Raw genomic sequence first — 15,366 nt, 5'->3', positions numbered from 1 at the left:
CGGCGGATGGACTCGACGATCTCGCTCTGCTCATCCAGTGACGGCAGAGGGATACGCAACATTTGCAGATCCGGCACGTAGATCGTCTTATGTGTGGAGCCCATCGCCAGTCGACCCAGTAGATCCGAACGCATAGCGCGGAGGCACCAAAGCAAGAAGTACGGGTTCAAACGCGGACCGCAGGTCCAGGTGACGAAGTCCTGACTCGTGGCCATGTCCGAGCCCATCACTCCCGAGTATCCAGCGGAAGCCGTTCGGCAGAGAAAGACAGTCCCCTTCGGATGGAGCTCCGCAGCAGAGTTGGCGAGACCCAGCTCGCTGATTTTCTCGCGCGTAACGTGCAGGTCTTCGAGGCGATCGTCTCGTACCTGCTTCACCTCGCCCGTCGTGATCCAGGGGATGGTGCAGTCCACCCACCACTCTGGGTGAGACCGGCTTGGCGTATGACCGCTGCCCATGCGGGCCATGAGTCCGACGCGCACTTCTTGCCACGGCTCCGGGATCGTCTCCAGCCAGGCAAGCGTGGACGCGCAGCGCCCGGCATGTTCGCCGCCCGACACGGCAGCTACCACTCCAGCTGTCCGACGCTCGGCCAGACGGTCCAGTACGCGCTGTTCCGCGTTCACAAGGCCGTCGATGCGGGCGGTCTCGGCGTCGAGGAAGTCGGCGATGCGGCGCTGCTCCTCCAGTGGGGGTAGCGGAACCCTGAGCTGCTCAATATCCGGCATGTAGATGGTTTTATGCGTCGAGCCCGTGGCGACGCGCATCAAGTCTGGAGCCATGCCTCTGAGCGCGTGCAGCAAGAACCTTGGCTCCAAGCGTGGTCCGCAAGTCCAGGTTGCGAAGTCCTGACTTGTTGCCATGTCGGTTCCCATAATGGCCGAAAATCCGACTGAGGCCGTGCGGGAAAGAATGACGGTCCCTGCCGGATGTTTAACAGCGGCAGAGTGCGTCAGGCCAAGTGGACTCACCTTCTCCTTAGTTTCGGAGATAACGCTGACGTTCCCTTTCCTGAGCTGCCAAACATCAGCCAAGGTGATCCAGGGCACCGTACAGTCTTCCCAGTATTCAGGAACACTCCGGCTGGGCGTGTGACCAGATCCGAGACGAGCGACAAGGCGGATTGGAGCTGTCGGCCAACGGGATTGCGCGAGCCACGGCGCGATGTTCGTGGCCGTCATGCCGTCACCTCACCCAACAGCGCCTGAATCTCCGCCTCCAGCGACTTCAGCTCCCCGTCGATCTCCGCCAGCGGCCTCGGCGGCTTGTACACGTAGAAGTGCCGCGTGAACGGGATCTCGTAGCCGATCTTCGTCTTCGTGTGGTCGATCCACGCGTCCGGCACGTGCGGCATCACCTCGCGCTTGAGGTACTCCTCGACGTCCTCGCCGAGCGGAACGTTCTCGTAGTCCCGCATGTCCGTATCCGGCTCCGGCGCGCCCTTGACCTTCTGGACCTCCCCCTCGGGGTCCCGTACCCCGACCGCCTCCCGTACCGCCTTCGCGAACGGCGCTCCCGACGGCCAGGCCAGGCCGGCCGCGACCACCGCGTCCTTGAGGGCGATGAACGCCTCGGACTTCGTCGTCCAGGACAAGCCGAGCAGCGTACGCACCGCCGCGACGAACTCCGAACTCTGCTCCAGCTTCACCACCGGCTTGGCCTCCGCCAGCGCCGCCAACGTCTCCTCCGTGACCTCGAAGCGCAGCTTCAGCGGTCGTTCGACGGTGATGCGCTGGTAGCCGAAGTCCTCGTTGGCGAAGACCTTGACCTTGCCGTGCAGCGGGTGTTCGGGGTCCTTAGCGACCTGGACGGCCTCCGCGAACAGTCGGGTGATGTCGCCGATGTGGTCGGGGCGGCCGTTCGTCCCGTCGCCGAGTTCCTTGCGCTTGTCGCCCAGCGACTTGCGCATCTTCACCCACTGGTCGCGTGCGTCCAACAGCACGACCTTGCCCTTGTGGTCGGCGTCCTTACGGTTCGTCAGGATCCAGAAGTACGTCGAGATGCCCGTGTTGTAGAAGAGCTGGTCCGGGAGGGCGACGATCGCCTCCAGCCAGTCGTTCTCCAGGATCCAGCGGCGGATGTTGGACTCGCCCGACTCGGCCGCGCCCGTGAACAGCGGGGAGCCGTTGAAGACGATGGCGATGCGGGAGCCGCCCCCGCCGTTGACGTCCACCGGCTTCATCTTCGAGATCATGTGCTGGAGGAAGAGCAGCGAGCCGTCGTTGATGCGCGGCAGGCCCGCGCCGAAGCGGCCGGCGTCGCCGAGCGACTTGTGCTCGTACTCGACCTCCTCCTTGACCTTCTTCCACTCCACCCCGAAGGGCGGGTTGGCGAGGATGTAGTCGAACGCGCGGCGGGCGTGGCCGTCGTCGGAGAAGGAGTTGCCGAAGCGGATGTTCTCGGGGTTCTGGCCCTTGATCATGAGGTCGGACCGGCAGATCGCCCACGACTCGGGGTTGAGCTCCTGCCCGTACACCTCCACCGTCGCGTCCGGGTTGAGGGCCTTGATGCGGTCGTCGGCGGCGCTGAGCATGCCACCCGTGCCGCAGGCCGGGTCCATGACCGTGCGGACGACACCGGGCAGGCTGAGGGCGTCCGCGTCGGGCGCCACCAGCAGGTTGACCATCAGTTTGATGACCTCGCGCGGGGTGAAGTGCTCACCCGCGGTCTCGTTCGACTGCTCGGCGAAGCGGCGGATCAACTCCTCGAAGATGTAGCCCATGTTGTGGTTGGGCACGACGTCGGGGTGCAGGTCGAGGTCGGTGAACCTGCCGATGACCTGGTAGAGCAGGTTCGCGCCGTCGAGCTTCCTGACCTGCTGGTTGAACTCGTACTTGTCGAGGACCTCGCGGGCGTTGTCGGAGAAGGCGCCGACGTAGATCTGCAGGTTCTTCGCGGCGTTCTGCGGGTCGGCCGCGATCCTCCGCAGCGTGAGGTCGCTCTTGTTGTAGAAGGAGTGGCCCGAGGCCTTGCGCAGGAAGTGGCCGGTGTCGATCTCCTGGCCCGCGAACTTGGCGACGGTCTCGACGACCTTCTCGCGCGTCGGTTCCAGGACGCACTCCAGGCGGCGCAGCACGGTGAACGGCAGGATGACCTTGCCGTAGTCGGACTGCTTGTAGTCGCCGCGCAGGAGATCGGCGACGGACCAGGCGTGGTTCGCCAGCTCCGTGTGCTTGCTGCTGTTCAAGAGGTCCCGGCTTCCTTCCGAAGAGCACCGTCCGGGCGTGGGACGGCAGGGATCCAGTGTGGTCGTGTGCAGTGGGACGTGTTGGGCGTTTCAGGCGGATCGGTTGTCCGGGCTGTCCGGGGTGTCCGGGGTGTCCGGTGGCAGGAGTACGCCGGCGGTGAGGCCGGTGGTGAGGGTGGCCGCGGTGTCGGCGGCGAGGTCGGCGGTTCGGCGGACGGCCGCGCGCAGTTCGTACACGCGGCGGAAGGCCTCCCCGTAGCGCCGCTGTTCCTCCAGGGGCAGCAGCGGTACGCGCAGGCGGCCCGGTGTGACGTGCACGAGGGTGCTGCCGGTGGACGCGGAGGCGATGTTGTCCTCGGCGCCGAGGAACCCGGCCAGGAACCAGGGGTCGAGGCGGGCCGGGTCGGGGCGCAGGAGGTGGATGTGCGGACCGAGCAGGGCTCCGGCGTCCTGGTCGTCCGCGACCCGGGTCATCGCGGCCGCGTCTCCGCCGCCCGCGACGGCGCGTACCAGGACGTCCCCGGCGGCGACGGGCTGCGCGGCGTCGGCGTGGACGTCAACGGCCCCACCGGACGGGGGGTTTCCGGCGGAGATGTCCTGGGCGGTGAGGACGGGTCGGTCCTCGGCGGGGGCGGCGGAGCCCTTGGAGCCTCGTGTGCCGGGCGTCGCCGCCCGCAGCACGGTCAGGGCCCCGCCGCGTGCCAGGTCGGAGACGGTCGCCGTACGCCACTCGCGGGCCGTGGCCCCGGACGGCTGCCACCCGCCGGACGCGGAGGCGGCCGCCAGGGTGGCGACCTGCTCGGCCAGTTGCTCGTGCAGGTCGCGGACACGGCGGGTCAGGGCGGCCGGGTCGATGTCGGCCGCGGTCGCCCGCACATGGCGGGCCGGGGTGACGTCGACGACGTCGTCGAGCAGGTCGACGAGCGGCACCGCGCGGGCGACGCCGGGCTCGTCGGCGTAGGTGTCGGGGGCGGTGCTGAACGCGGCCCACTGGCCGAGGACCCGTTCGGTCAGCCCCGCCCAGTCGAAGGAGGCGGCGGAGGCGGAAGAGGCAGGGGCAGAGGAGGCGGCGGAAGAGGAAGAGCCGGATCGGCGGGGGCGTGAGCCGCCGCGGGTGCCGGCGCCGGCCGTGGCCGTATCGGTGGCGGACGGCGTGCCCGCGGCGCCGTCCCGCTGCTCGCCCTCCCCGTCGACGAACAGCACCGTCGTACGGTCCGTGCCGCCCGGCTCGGGGCGTTGGAACACCCAGATCTGCAGGCCGATGTGGAGCGGATACGCGGCACGCGCGGGAAGTGAGACGACGGCGCGCAGGGCCCCGCCGCGGATGAGTTCCGCGCGGACGCGGCGGCCGGAGGAGCGGAAGGCGAGCGCGGGCGGCAGCAGCATGACCGCGTGGCCGCCGGGCTCCAGGTGCGCGAGGGCGTGCTGCACCCAGGCCAGTTCGGATTCGAAGCGCGGTGGGAGCCCGTACGCCCACCTCGGGTCGTAGGCGAGCTCGTCGTGACCCCAATCGCGGTCGGCGAACGGCGGGTTGCACAGGACGGCGTCCACGGTGACGTCGGGGAAGGCGTCGGCGCGCAGGCTGTCGCCGACGCGGATCGCCGTCTCGGCCTCGGGCGCGGCGAGCAGCAGCCGGACCGCGGTGCGCCGGCCCTGGACGGCGAGCGAGTCCTGCCCGAACAGCTCCTGCGCGCCCTGCCGGGCGGCGGCGGCGAGGAGCGTGCCGCTGCCGCAGGCAGGGTCGAGGACGCGGGACGCGCCGGCGGGCAGCAGCCGTGCCATGAGCAGGGCCAGGCCCTCCGGAGTCTGGTAAACGCCGCTGGCGGCGCCCTCGTCCAGTTCGCGTTCGGCGAGGACGTCGACGGCGGCCTGTGCCCCCGCCTCACGGACGCAACCCAGCAGCGCGCGGACCACGCCCGCGTCGTCCGGACCGTAGCGGACCGGCTCGGCCTCGGGCACGGCAGCCGGGAGCTCGCCCGCGGTCTTCTCCGCTTGGGCGATCAGCTGGTCGTCGGGCACGGCGGCGAGTTCGGCCAGTTCCTCCGGCGGGCGGCGGGACGCGGCAGCCACCAGCGGGAACAGTCGCGCGGTCACACCCGAGCCGGGTCCCAGCAGTCGAAGCGCCGTACGCAGCTCCTCGGTCGGCGAGGCGGTGGAGGTGTGCCCGCGTCCCCGCAGCCATGCCTGGACGGCCGGCAGGTCGTAGAGCGGGCTGGTCTCCGTGCCTGCGCTGGGGGCCGGGAAGTCGTCGTGGCGGCGGCGCCAGTTGCTGACGGTGGCGCGCGTGACCCCTGCGATGCGGGAGATCTCGGCGGCCGTCACGTGCGCGGAGGGCGCCGGCTGGGCTGGTGGCTGCTGGGGCATGGCGTGGGGTTCCGCACCTCTCGGGCCAGTCGGGTAGTGGATGGTTAACACATTACAGCGGCCGTCAAGTCCGTCAATCTGTTTGACGCCGCTTTCAGTGTTGTGCTTACCTAATCCTGCTTCCGAGTGGAAGCGGCGACCGAGGGTGCCCTGTGGGGAGCCTGACCGTCGTACCGAGCCGCGCATCCGGTCTCTCCAGATCCCTGCCGATCCCTTCCACCGCAACGCCATGGGTGAGGGCTGCCCTCGCCGCCGGCCCCGGCGTCCATTCCGCATCGCTGTCGCCACTCACCGCACATCGCACCCGAAACAGGGAGGAACCCAGATGACCACCCAGCCCCCGCAGCAGCCGGGCTATCCGCAGCAGCCCGGCTTCCCGCAGCAGTCGGGCTATCCGCAGCCTCCCTTGCCGCAGAAGAAGCGGTCCAAGGCCAAGCTGGGCTGCCTCGGTTGCGGCGGCATCCTGGCTGCCGCGATCGTCATCGGTGGTATCGCGGCCGCGGTGGGGTCCGGCTCGGGCGACTCCTCGTCCAGCGCCGCGTCCTCCGCCGCGTCGGCCGGCACCTCCAAGTCCACCGGCTCCGCCAAGGCCCCCAACTCCAAGGCCACGAGCTCCGCCAAGGCCGCCGCGCCCCAGCAGTCCACCCTCGACGCCTTCAAGGCGTACGTGAAGAAGCACGAGTCCGCGAAGACGCGGGAGGCCGCGACGCACGTCACCAAGGTCCAGGGCGCCGACAAGAACAACGACATCCTGGACACGGCTGACATCTACACGGACTACACCGGGGACCTGGCCAGCGCGGATACCGGCAACGCCAAGCTGCTCGCCTCGGCCTTCGCCGACTTCCAGGCCGGCCGGGGGAAGGCCAGCAAGAACGGCCTTGTCACCGTCTACAACGCTGACGGCGACATCCTGAGCAACGGCAACTACTGACGTCGCAGTCGGAGCCCGCGCCGTCCCGAATCTGCCTGTCGAACAGGGCAGTTCCTCCTGCCCCGGCGCCGCAGCCTGCGGCCCGCCAAGGCGGCAATGACGACAGAAGGCCATACGGAGGGTCGCTCCGGCTGGGCACAACCGCCTCGCCTCCGGGGACGCCGCACCCGACGCACGCGCCGACCCGGAGCCGTTCCCTCACCGTCCACGGCCAGGTCCACCCGCCGACCGCTGCCGACGCCTGACCCACACGCCCCACCCGGCGGGCTCACGTGCTGCCAGCCCTCTCCCTCCACTGCCCCCGGGGGCTACCCGCTCGGAAAGGAAGTCATCCATGACCATCACCGTCGACTCGTCCCGCTTCTCCCTGGTGCGTGAGGAGTCCACTTACCTGGCGATCCGCACCGGCCAGGGCGGCCGGACCGTCTACTCGACGCGCATCCCGCTCGCCGACCTCTCGGTCATCCTCACCATCCCCGACCCGGCGAAGCCGGACCCGGACAACCGCAAGGTGGACATCGCCCACGCCAAGGGCTTCGGCCAGTACCTCGCCGACAACCCCGGCTGGGTGGCTCCGGCCCTCCTCATCCGGGACACCGGTGGCTGCCGCTTCGAGCCGATCAGCGAGGACGGCTCGGTCGGCTACCTCACCGTCCCGTGGTCCATCACACCTGGTGACCGGATGCCCCTCGTCCACAGCACGGCACCGGTGGCCCATCTGATGGCAGTCGGCAGGGTCGACGAAGACGGAGCTGTGGGTGGCGTACATGATCTGAGCGCGTCCTGTGGGCAAGGCGGCCGCCAATTCCTGCGGCGATGACGGGAACGCCCGCAGCGGATGCTGGAAGCGCTCAGTCTCCTCGAAAGCGAGGCGCGAGGGCCCCCGGCCCTCCATGGGGCGTCGGTGATCCATACTTCGGTATCCCGCCGTGGACTTCGTCGGCTTCCTCGTAACGCCCGAGCGCCCGGAGGTTCCTCACCAGACGCGCGTGCGTGTGCTTGGTGCCCGAGTGGTCTTTTCCGGCCACGCGCTCGAACCTCGGCAACAGGTCCGCGTTGGCGGCACATGCCGCCTCGTAGTCCCCGAGCTTGTGGAGGGTGATGGCAATGCTCGCCTCCGCGTTCAGCGTCAGCAGGGAGTCCTCGCCCGACGCCCGTCTTTGCCGCTGATGAATATCCCGGTACAGGGACAGCGCGTCCCGGTGCCGCCCCAGGCCGAAGAGGCTGCCCGCGAGATTCTGCGTGGCCAGGATCGTCGTCTCGTGGTCCTTTCCCAGCCGTCGCTCACAACGCCGTACGGTGTCCTCGTTGAGGAGGAACGCCACACGGTGGTCCCCGAGTTCGGTGACACACGCGCCCAGGTTGCAGGCCGCGAGGAGGGTGGCGGGATCGTCGCCACCGAATTGGCCCGCCTGCTGCTGATGGACCCACTCGAACAGCGGCCGAGCCCGTTTCGGCTCACCCTGTGCGTACAGGCACGCGGCAAGGCGCGCAGTGGCATGGAGCGTGTCGGCGTGCGTCTCCCCGAGCCGCGCCTGCCAGTCGCGGTGGAGGAGCTCCGCGAGGAGGACACCGGTCTTCGCCTTCTCGGATTCGTAGAGGTAGTAGAGGACGCGGATCAGCAAGGACCGGAAGCTCTCCGGCTCGCTGATCGGGACACCGGCTTCGCGCAGGTAGCCGAGGAGCGTCTGTACATCCGCCGTGATCACTGCGTACGAGTTCCAGGTGCGCGGATCGAGCGGGTCGAGGGCCGGAATGGCCGCGAGCCGGTCACGGGCCGCGCGGCACACCTCGGCCAGTCCGGACCTCTCGTCCGGTCCGGCGGGACTTGGGCGGAACAGGTCCAGGACGTGCGCATGAGCCCGCGCCACCGCGGGATCGACGGGATGCGTCATGAGGCCTGCCCCCTCTCCATAGGGCCTGTGGCGACAAGTTGCGCCAGCCGGACCCCGTCCACGACGTCGGGGGCCACGCCCTCGGGAGAGGTGCAGGCGAGGCCTCGGTCGATGGCCGAGCCGAGAGTGGCCGCCGCTCCGGTGCCCAGTGCCTTGAGCAGGGCGTCCGGCGCGTGTTCCAACAGCCACATGGCGGAGGACCAGTCGCCCGAAGCGGACTCGTAGAACTTACGCAGGGCGACCGCCGGGGCGCGCTCCAGCAGGACCGGGAAGAGACGGACCACGACATGCCTGGGGATCCACTCATAGAACGGATAGCGGGGGTCGCAGCGTTCGGCTTCGTGCAGGAGTCCGACAGGATCCACCAGGTCGCCGAGAACGGGCGACACCGCCAGGGCAGCCAGTGCGTCCACGCCGAGCGCGGAACCGTCACCGGCTTTCGCGATGACCTCCGTGGCCAGCTCGCGAAGTGTGTGCCGGTTCTCCGGCCTGACGTCCGCGGCGAACGCGAGCAGTTCCGCTGTCGCGGGCAGCGTGCCGGCGTCGAGCAACTTCCGCAGGCGTTCGATGAACGAAGGGCTGAGCGGGGCGCCGGGTGCGGGCCTCACGAGGTCCACGGCCGCGGCGTAGACCGGGTTGTCGAGGCGTACCTTCGGTGTGCGGATCCGACGTTTGGGTACCTCACGGGCGATCCGGTACTCGTGGTATGCGCATGCGGCCGCCATGATCTCGGCCAGATCGCGCCGGTTCAGGTCGTGCTGCAGGCTGAGATTCTCCAGATGAATGCCGGCCGTACCAGTCGTCCCTCCAGGTGGTTCGGGCTATGCCCCGGGCCATCTGTTCTGCCCGCCCGACGTCGTACTCGGCCATGGTCTTCACCACGCGGATCAGTTGATCGTCGCGGTCCGAGCTGCGCCACGCGTACGCCCTCAGATCGGCGGGTGGCTCGGGGAGGGCGGCGTGAATCCCTTCCACGAGCCGCAGTTCCTTCGCCCGGCTCGACCGCCCCAGCGCTTTCATCACATCGAGTCCCTCCCAGTCGCCGAGGGCTTTCGCGAGGTACCGGTCGGCGAGAGTCCGCGCGCGCTCGTGCCGCTCCCAGCGGGCCCAGAGGCTCACTCCGTCGAGGATGGCGCGTTGCGAAATCCCGTCGAGCACAGCTGTGTCCAAGCGGGCCAGCAGGAAGCGGGCCGTGGTCCGGTCCACGTCCGCCAGCACACCTGCCGCCTCGGCCAGCCGGGGTGCCAGTTCCCTCGCTTCGCCGGCATCGAAGACCTGCGCACGCACCTCGGCGAGGAACCGCCGGCTCATGTCCGGATCGTGTGCCGCCCAGGCGGAGGCCAGCCTCGCCAAGGCCAGGACACGGGTCGCCGGATCCACGGTTTCCAGGCAGGACTCGGCCGCGCGCAGCAGCTCGGAGGCCCTTGCCGGGGCGGTGCGCTCCGCCAGGTCCAGGTAGTCCGCCCAGCGCTCGCCGCTGATCCTGTCGAGGAGGGAGCGGGCCTTGTCCATGTCCGATTCGGCGGCTACGGCTGCGCGGTACACGGCGTCCGGCTCCTCCTCGGGGAGGGGCTCCCGTGTCGCCGCGTCCCGTCCGTGCCGCCACAGCCGCAACGCGCGTTCGAGATCGTGGGGCGCCACCAGGCGTGCGGCCGCCTCGGCCGCCCGCCCCGCGTCCCTGTTGCCGTAGAAGCCGCCTCGTCTGGGGATCGTCAGCGCGGACTCGACCAGAAGGTCCAACAGGTCGTCCGGCGAGGGGTCGCCGGGCTTGGGGCGCGCGTACTGAAGGATCTCCGTGAAGGCCGTGAACTGCCACAGCGACGGCCTGATCCCGGCCGCGTGCTCCAGGGCCTCCTTGAGGCGGTCCATCCGGGCGAGTAGGCCGATCGCCCGTGGCGTCAGCGCGCCGCTGGACTGCGCGGCCTGGTGGCGAACGACCGCGAGGTACGTCATCGCGGGCAGCCCGATGGCGACGGGTGCGGTGTCCGCGACGTGGTGGGCGATGCTGTCGACGAGTTCGAGAAACCGGCCCTCGGCTCCGAACTCGATGCGGACGGCCTTGCGCAGACCGGGGCAGACCAGGTCAAGGGCTTCGTCGAAGCTGCCCGGCCCGGCCTTCAGTAGGTGTGCGACCAGGTGGGCCAGGCCGTAGCGGTCCATCTGCGTCCAGTCCACCTCCGCCCAGCTCGGCGCGGCGCCGCGGTAGTGCCGCACGATCCGTTCGTGCCACCGGGACTCGTCGACCCAGCACTCCGGGTGCTTCTCCTGCGCTTCCTTCCCGGCGAGGAACTCACCGACCGAGGTGTGGAAGAAGGCGATCCGGTCACTTCGGCGTTCCAGCAGCCAGCGCAGGCTTTCGAGAACCTTCCGCGCGGGCTCCTCCCGCACGGGTGTGCCGGACAGCGCGGTGAGCTGGTCTTCCGACAGCGCCTCCCGCGCCACGGTCAGCACACCGATGATCGGCAGGCCCACGCCTTCCCACCCGGACGACGGACCGCCCGGGCTCCTCGGCCACGGGGCGAGTTCCTCGCGGACCAACTCCACGAAGAAGCCGTACAACCCGGGCAGATTCCCCGGTACGCCGCTGAAGACGAGCAGCCGGTCGACCATCTCGTCGTTCTGTTTCTCGGCGGCGTCGATCAGCGCCCGTGCGTACGTGGCCAGATACAGGAAGTTCCCGGCGGCCCGGTGGACGGCGTACCGCTTCGTGCTGCCCGGGAGGTTGCCCCTGGACCTTTCCGCGGCGATGACGGCATCCGTCTCCAGGACGCGGTTCGCGTACGTGTGCAGGTCGTTGACGACCTGGGGTGAGCCGGCGTCGATGACCACGTCGGTGAGCCGGTCCTCGCGGGCCGCGCGGAACAGCCGCAGCCCGGAGTGCGGTCGGGAGGTGATGACCACCTTGACGTTGGCGGGCAGTTCGGGTGAGCGGGCCAGCCAGTGCAGGAGCCCTTGTTTGGGCGCGGTCGTGTCGTCGTCGGCAATCTCGTCCAGCGCGTCGAGCAGGATGACGATTCTGGCCTCGGGATCCTGCGCGGCCAGGACCTGCGCGGGCCCGATCAGTGCCAGGTGCGCCAGGTTGTCGGGGTCCAGCAGGCGGGGCTCCAGTCGGGCCGAGCCGATCTCGACGGCGTGGGCCTCGCCCGAGAGCGTGCCGACGCGCTGTTCGATCTCCAGGGTGGCGGTTCGGTGGAACGGCGACACGCTCAGGTCCTCGATCCTGATGCCGACCACGTGGCCCTCGGCCTCGACCGACTCGATGTGCTGCTTGATCACCACCTCGAGGTGTTCCAGCTTGAAGAGCTCCGGACGCACGCGGGCGAGCTGATGCCCGATGGACAGCAGGAAGGACTGGATGTCCCCGCCGGTGAGGGCGATCCGGCTGTCCCGTCGGAAGAAGTAACGAAGCCGTTCGGGATGTGCCCGCGCCATACCGGCGAGCAGGCTGGTCTTGCCCGTTCCCGGCTCGCCCGTCACCAGGACGTACTGGCCCCGGTCGGAGTCCAGAGCCCGCTCGATCCCGCCGCACAGCCACTCGCGCTCGACGAAGTCCGCCTCTGTCCGAGCTCGGACGACGTCCTCGAAGGCGCGGCCCGACCGGGCCCGGGCGGTCACTTCTTGTCCCTGGTGGTACGGATGTCCGCCCCGACAAAGGTTCCCTCGGACGTCACGCGACCGATCTTGGCATGGGCCTTGATGGTGCCCTCGAGTTGGTCCGTGCGCACCATGGTCGCGGTTCCCGCTACTTCCTCCGTCTCCAAGTCGATCTGCACCAGGGGCGCGCCGCTCTTGTCCACGGGGCCGGTGGACCCCTCCGGCGGTCGCGGCGCTGTCGCGGCGCCGCCGGGCCCTTCGTCATCCTCGGGGCTGCCGGGGCTGCCGGGGCTCTCAGGACTGGCGACGCCCAGCGCGACCGGCGACCGGTCCAGAACCAGGTCCAGCTGCCGTACATCGTCGGCCGGGACCCAGATCCAGGCCTCTCCCTCGTACTCCTTCTCCTTGACCCGCACTCGACGGAACTCCTCCGCCGGAATGCTCGTGTACGCGTCCCCCACGACATCGTGGAAGACGGTCGCCGACACGGCAACGGCAAGGCAGGCGTACGGCGCCACCTCCAGAACCCTGCGCAGGGCCGCGCAGTCGAGGATGCGTCCGATCTCGACGGGGGCCCGGCCGACGAAGCCGTTGGCTCCCGGCGAGGCCGAGCCGAAGTGGACGGCCGCCCTGAGTCTGAGCCAGGCCTGAGGCACCCGATTCTGGTTGAAGGCTCGTAGTCCGGCGTCCAGAGCACGCATGAAGGTGTCGATCAGGGCAGGCTCGTAGGCTCTCTCGGGCAGGACGGCGAACACGGAGTCCCCGCCCTCCTGGGTCACCCAGCTCGCGCGCTCCAGCCCCGAGGTGGCGGCCGCTTCGCCCAGCAGTCGCGTGATCGCCTCCTGGAACTCACGCTGGGTCACCGCATCGGCGCGGCCGTATCCCTTCGCGTCGACCGCAAGCAACAGCCTGCGCTCGAACGCTCCGGTGCCGCCCGGTCCTTCCGTGCCGCTCTCTGTCATGACACCTCTCGCTCCACGCATGTGAGGTGGACGACCCCGTTTCACGGAAATCCCCTGTTGACCAACGGATGTGCTCCATGACAGACCGGCGCCCGCTCCCCTCGTACGAGCGCCGGTACTGAAGTCGTACACCCACAACCTCGGTGGGAACCCCGTGGAAATACGCAATGCCGAGAGCTGTGAGAACGCGCGCGAAACTCCCAGAACCCGCAGAAGTGACTGGTTCGGCCGGGGCGATCACCGGTTACTGGACACAACACCCCTCGCCGACGGAGGAGACGACGTCCATGACACCCAGCGCCCGGGCGGCCGACAGGCGCCCCGCGCAGTACATGTTCACCGCGCTGCAGACGACCCACCAGCACGCGGACGCGAAGGCCGGCATTCTGGCGGCGGCGCAGGCCGGGCTCGCCGGCACGGCAGGGGCCTGGAGTCGTGGGGCCGTGCTCGTCTGCGAACAGGGAGGCGTGGCCGGCGTGTTCGCGGGGACGCTGTTGGCCCTGTTCGTCTGCGGCCTGATCGGCGGGGCGGTGAGTCTGGCGGCGGTGCTGAGCCCGCGGTTGCTGCGGGACCGGGCCGCCAACCGGTACAGCTTCGTCCACCTGCGGTCGGGCCCCGACATCCTGCCCGCCGAGAACGCGCACGCGGACGAGGCCGCAGATCGCCGGGAGTTGTCGCACACGGTGCGGTTCCTCGCCCATGTCGCCGTGCTCAAATACCGCTGGCTGACAAGTGCGGTGGTCTGCACGGCCGTCATGGGCGTGAGCGCCGGGCTGAGCGTGGCCCTGCGACCGGTACTGGGCTGACGGGGGTTCGGCTGACGACAGCTTGGCTGCGGTCATTCATCCGCCAGGTCCGCGAGCCGGCTGAGCCGGGGCAGGTTTCTGATGACGGTGGCACGGTAGCCCGTCTCCAACAGGCCCTCGTCCCGCAATTCGCGCAGTACCTTGTGGACCGTCGTCTCCGCGGCGCCGACCAGCGTGGCCAGCTCCTGCTGCGTCAGCCTGACGTCGATCACCACTCCGTCGGCCCGGGGAGCTCCGTACGACGCGGACAGCTCCACGAGCACCCGGGCCAACCGCACCTTCGCCGGGTACCCCCGGAAGTCCAGCCGCCTGCGGTTGGCCCAGCGCAGCCGGTCGGCGAGGACCGCGGTCAGGGCCGTGGAGACCTCGGGGCGGCGCGCCAGCAGTTCCCGCAGCGCGACGTCCGACACCACCCGCGCGGTCAGCGGACCGCAGGCGGTGACCGTCGCCGAGCGTGGGGCCGACCCGTCCATGGCGGCCATCTCACCCACGGTGTCGCCGACGGCCCTGATGGCGAGGAGCGAGGTCTCACCGTTCTCCACGATCGCCGAGACCTTGGTGCAACCGGACAACAGCAGCAGTACGTGCTGGTCGTTCATCCCCTGTCGCAGCAACACGGCGTCCAGATCGAACCGAACCTCGGTCCCCAGCTCGAGCAGTTCCCGCCGCGCCGGGGGAGACAGCCTCCCCAGCAGACTGCGCGCCGGCCATTCCTCGGTCCCGCTGGGCACTGTCACGTGCATCCCCGTCTCCCGCTCCATTCCGACATGGTCACCAAGGAGGGTCTCTCCGGAACAACCGAGGGCGCTCCGACCACCGACCACTGGCCATCAAGACCTTTACGAAGCGCAACACTCCCAACAAGCCCCTGTGCCCCTGCAGCCACGTGCTCTCCGCCCTTCATCCCCCGACCCCATAGATCGCCACCGCCGAGATCAGGACGCCCTCGGCGGCATCGACGTACATCAGTCCGTGGCACTGCCCCGGCCCTTCCAAGGAAGGGCACTCTTGATCGCCGGAGTCCTGCGCTCCGCCCGGGTCGGCACGGCGAGGAACTCCGCGTACAGGCCACGCCGGGTCCTGCGCCACTCGGACGTCACGTTGTACGTCTGCCTGCGGTCCTCCCGCACCGGCTCGCGGTGATCTTTGCGTGCCTCCACCAATAGCGGGGGCCCTACGACGACCTCCCACACCCAACAGCGTGCCCGCAAGAGTCGCCCACTACGTCATGAGCCGACCGCGTCCACGGTGATGTGCCCTGTCCGGCGGTCCGCGCGGAGCACAGCGCGGGCCGCCGCGAGGATCTCCTCGTCCATCTCCGTCCCGGAGGCCGTCAGGACCCGGAGCAGCCGGGTCCACCACACGTCGGGGTCCGTCTCGTACGCGTCCAGTACCCGCACGCCGTAGCTGCCACCGGCCAACCGTCGGCGGACTGCCTCTCTCAGCGCGGCGTGGAGGTCGTAAACAACCCCGCCTGGGGTGTCGATGAGCCCGGCCGCCGCCCCTGTGGCCAACGCGGTGGCCACCAACTCCACTTCGGTCACTCGGGCCCCTTTGGCTTGTGCGGGTTGTGCGATGTCGTGTCCCTCACCATGGCCGGGGGTGCTGCAATGCTGATGAAATT

The 15,366-nt window shown here is 69.5% G+C and carries 12 protein-coding genes and 1 pseudogene; 3 read left to right on the top strand and 10 right to left on the bottom strand.

Annotated elements, in window-relative coordinates:
- Nucleotides 1-2: 2 nt before the first annotated feature.
- The 3 genes and pseudogenes from OG390_RS28840 to OG390_RS28830 all read right to left on the bottom strand — a co-directional run.
- Nucleotides 3-1,181: pseudogene (locus tag OG390_RS28840) on the bottom strand (restriction endonuclease subunit S); the annotation flags it as partial.
- Nucleotides 1,178-3,187 (bottom strand): N-6 DNA methylase, encoded by a 2,010-nt coding sequence (locus OG390_RS28835; RefSeq protein ID WP_406172359.1) that lies wholly within the window; start codon nucleotides 3,185-3,187, stop codon nucleotides 1,178-1,180. The gene OG390_RS28835 and the pseudogene OG390_RS28840, both read right to left, overlap by 4 nt.
- Before the next feature lie 90 nt (nucleotides 3,188-3,277).
- Complete coding sequence (locus OG390_RS28830; RefSeq protein WP_406177899.1) at nucleotides 3,278-5,509, bottom strand: N-6 DNA methylase; 2,232 nt, start codon at nucleotides 5,507-5,509, stop codon at nucleotides 3,278-3,280.
- A gap of 367 nt (nucleotides 5,510-5,876) precedes the next feature.
- On the opposite strand from OG390_RS28830, the gene OG390_RS28825 reads away from it, so the two are divergent.
- Both OG390_RS28825 and OG390_RS28820 read left to right on the top strand, forming a co-directional pair.
- Nucleotides 5,877-6,485, top strand: coding sequence for a hypothetical protein (locus OG390_RS28825; RefSeq protein ID WP_406172357.1), 609 nt, complete (start codon nucleotides 5,877-5,879; stop codon nucleotides 6,483-6,485).
- A 334-nt stretch (nucleotides 6,486-6,819) separates the two neighbouring features.
- A complete protein-coding gene (locus OG390_RS28820) occupies nucleotides 6,820-7,305 on the top strand; it encodes a DNA sulfur modification protein DndB (RefSeq protein ID WP_406172355.1) in 486 nt (161 codons plus the stop codon).
- A gap of 31 nt (nucleotides 7,306-7,336) precedes the next feature.
- Here the strand turns inward: OG390_RS28820 and OG390_RS28815 are convergent, their stop codons facing one another.
- From OG390_RS28815 to OG390_RS28800, 4 genes are read right to left on the bottom strand one after another with little or no spacing between them, the layout of a single operon-like run.
- On the bottom strand, nucleotides 7,337-8,380 hold the full coding sequence (locus tag OG390_RS28815; protein WP_406172353.1) for a tetratricopeptide repeat protein: 1,044 nt from the start codon (nucleotides 8,378-8,380) through the stop codon (nucleotides 7,337-7,339).
- Entirely contained in the window at nucleotides 8,377-9,105 is a 729-nt protein-coding gene (locus OG390_RS28810; protein ID WP_406172351.1) for a hypothetical protein, read from the bottom strand. Before OG390_RS28810 ends, OG390_RS28815 begins: the two co-directional genes overlap by 4 nt.
- Nucleotides 9,062-11,995 carry a hypothetical protein gene (locus OG390_RS28805; protein WP_406172349.1) on the bottom strand — a complete coding sequence of 978 codons (2,934 nt, stop codon included), beginning with the start codon at nucleotides 11,993-11,995 and terminating at the stop codon, nucleotides 9,062-9,064. Before OG390_RS28805 ends, OG390_RS28810 begins: the two co-directional genes overlap by 44 nt.
- A complete protein-coding gene (locus OG390_RS28800) occupies nucleotides 11,992-12,936 on the bottom strand; it encodes a hypothetical protein (protein ID WP_406172347.1) in 945 nt (314 codons plus the stop codon). Before OG390_RS28800 ends, OG390_RS28805 begins: the two co-directional genes overlap by 4 nt.
- A 287-nt stretch (nucleotides 12,937-13,223) precedes the next feature.
- On the opposite strand from OG390_RS28800, the gene OG390_RS28795 reads away from it, so the two are divergent.
- Nucleotides 13,224-13,742: a Pycsar system effector family protein gene (locus OG390_RS28795; protein ID WP_406172345.1), complete on the top strand. Its 519-nt coding sequence runs from the start codon at nucleotides 13,224-13,226 to the stop codon at nucleotides 13,740-13,742.
- A 32-nt stretch (nucleotides 13,743-13,774) separates the two neighbouring features.
- Here OG390_RS28795 and OG390_RS28790 read toward each other — a convergent pair whose 3' ends face one another.
- From OG390_RS28790 to OG390_RS28780, 3 genes are all read right to left on the bottom strand, one after another.
- Entirely contained in the window at nucleotides 13,775-14,485 is a 711-nt protein-coding gene (locus OG390_RS28790) for a Crp/Fnr family transcriptional regulator (RefSeq protein ID WP_406172343.1), read from the bottom strand.
- A 222-nt stretch (nucleotides 14,486-14,707) separates the two neighbouring features.
- Nucleotides 14,708-14,902 carry a hypothetical protein gene (locus OG390_RS28785; RefSeq protein WP_406172341.1) on the bottom strand — a complete coding sequence of 65 codons (195 nt, stop codon included), beginning with the start codon at nucleotides 14,900-14,902 and terminating at the stop codon, nucleotides 14,708-14,710.
- A 66-nt stretch (nucleotides 14,903-14,968) separates the two neighbouring features.
- Nucleotides 14,969-15,286, bottom strand: coding sequence for a hypothetical protein (locus OG390_RS28780; RefSeq protein ID WP_406172339.1), 318 nt, complete (start codon nucleotides 15,284-15,286; stop codon nucleotides 14,969-14,971).
- Nucleotides 15,287-15,366 lie beyond the last annotated feature (80 nt).

Source organism: Streptomyces sp. NBC_00996, assembly GCF_045162675.1.
In the GTDB taxonomy this organism is placed as follows: domain Bacteria; phylum Actinomycetota; class Actinomycetes; order Streptomycetales; family Streptomycetaceae; genus Streptomyces.
Note: the sequence above shows the minus strand (reverse complement) of the source record. Positions and strands in the feature narration are given on the sequence as shown.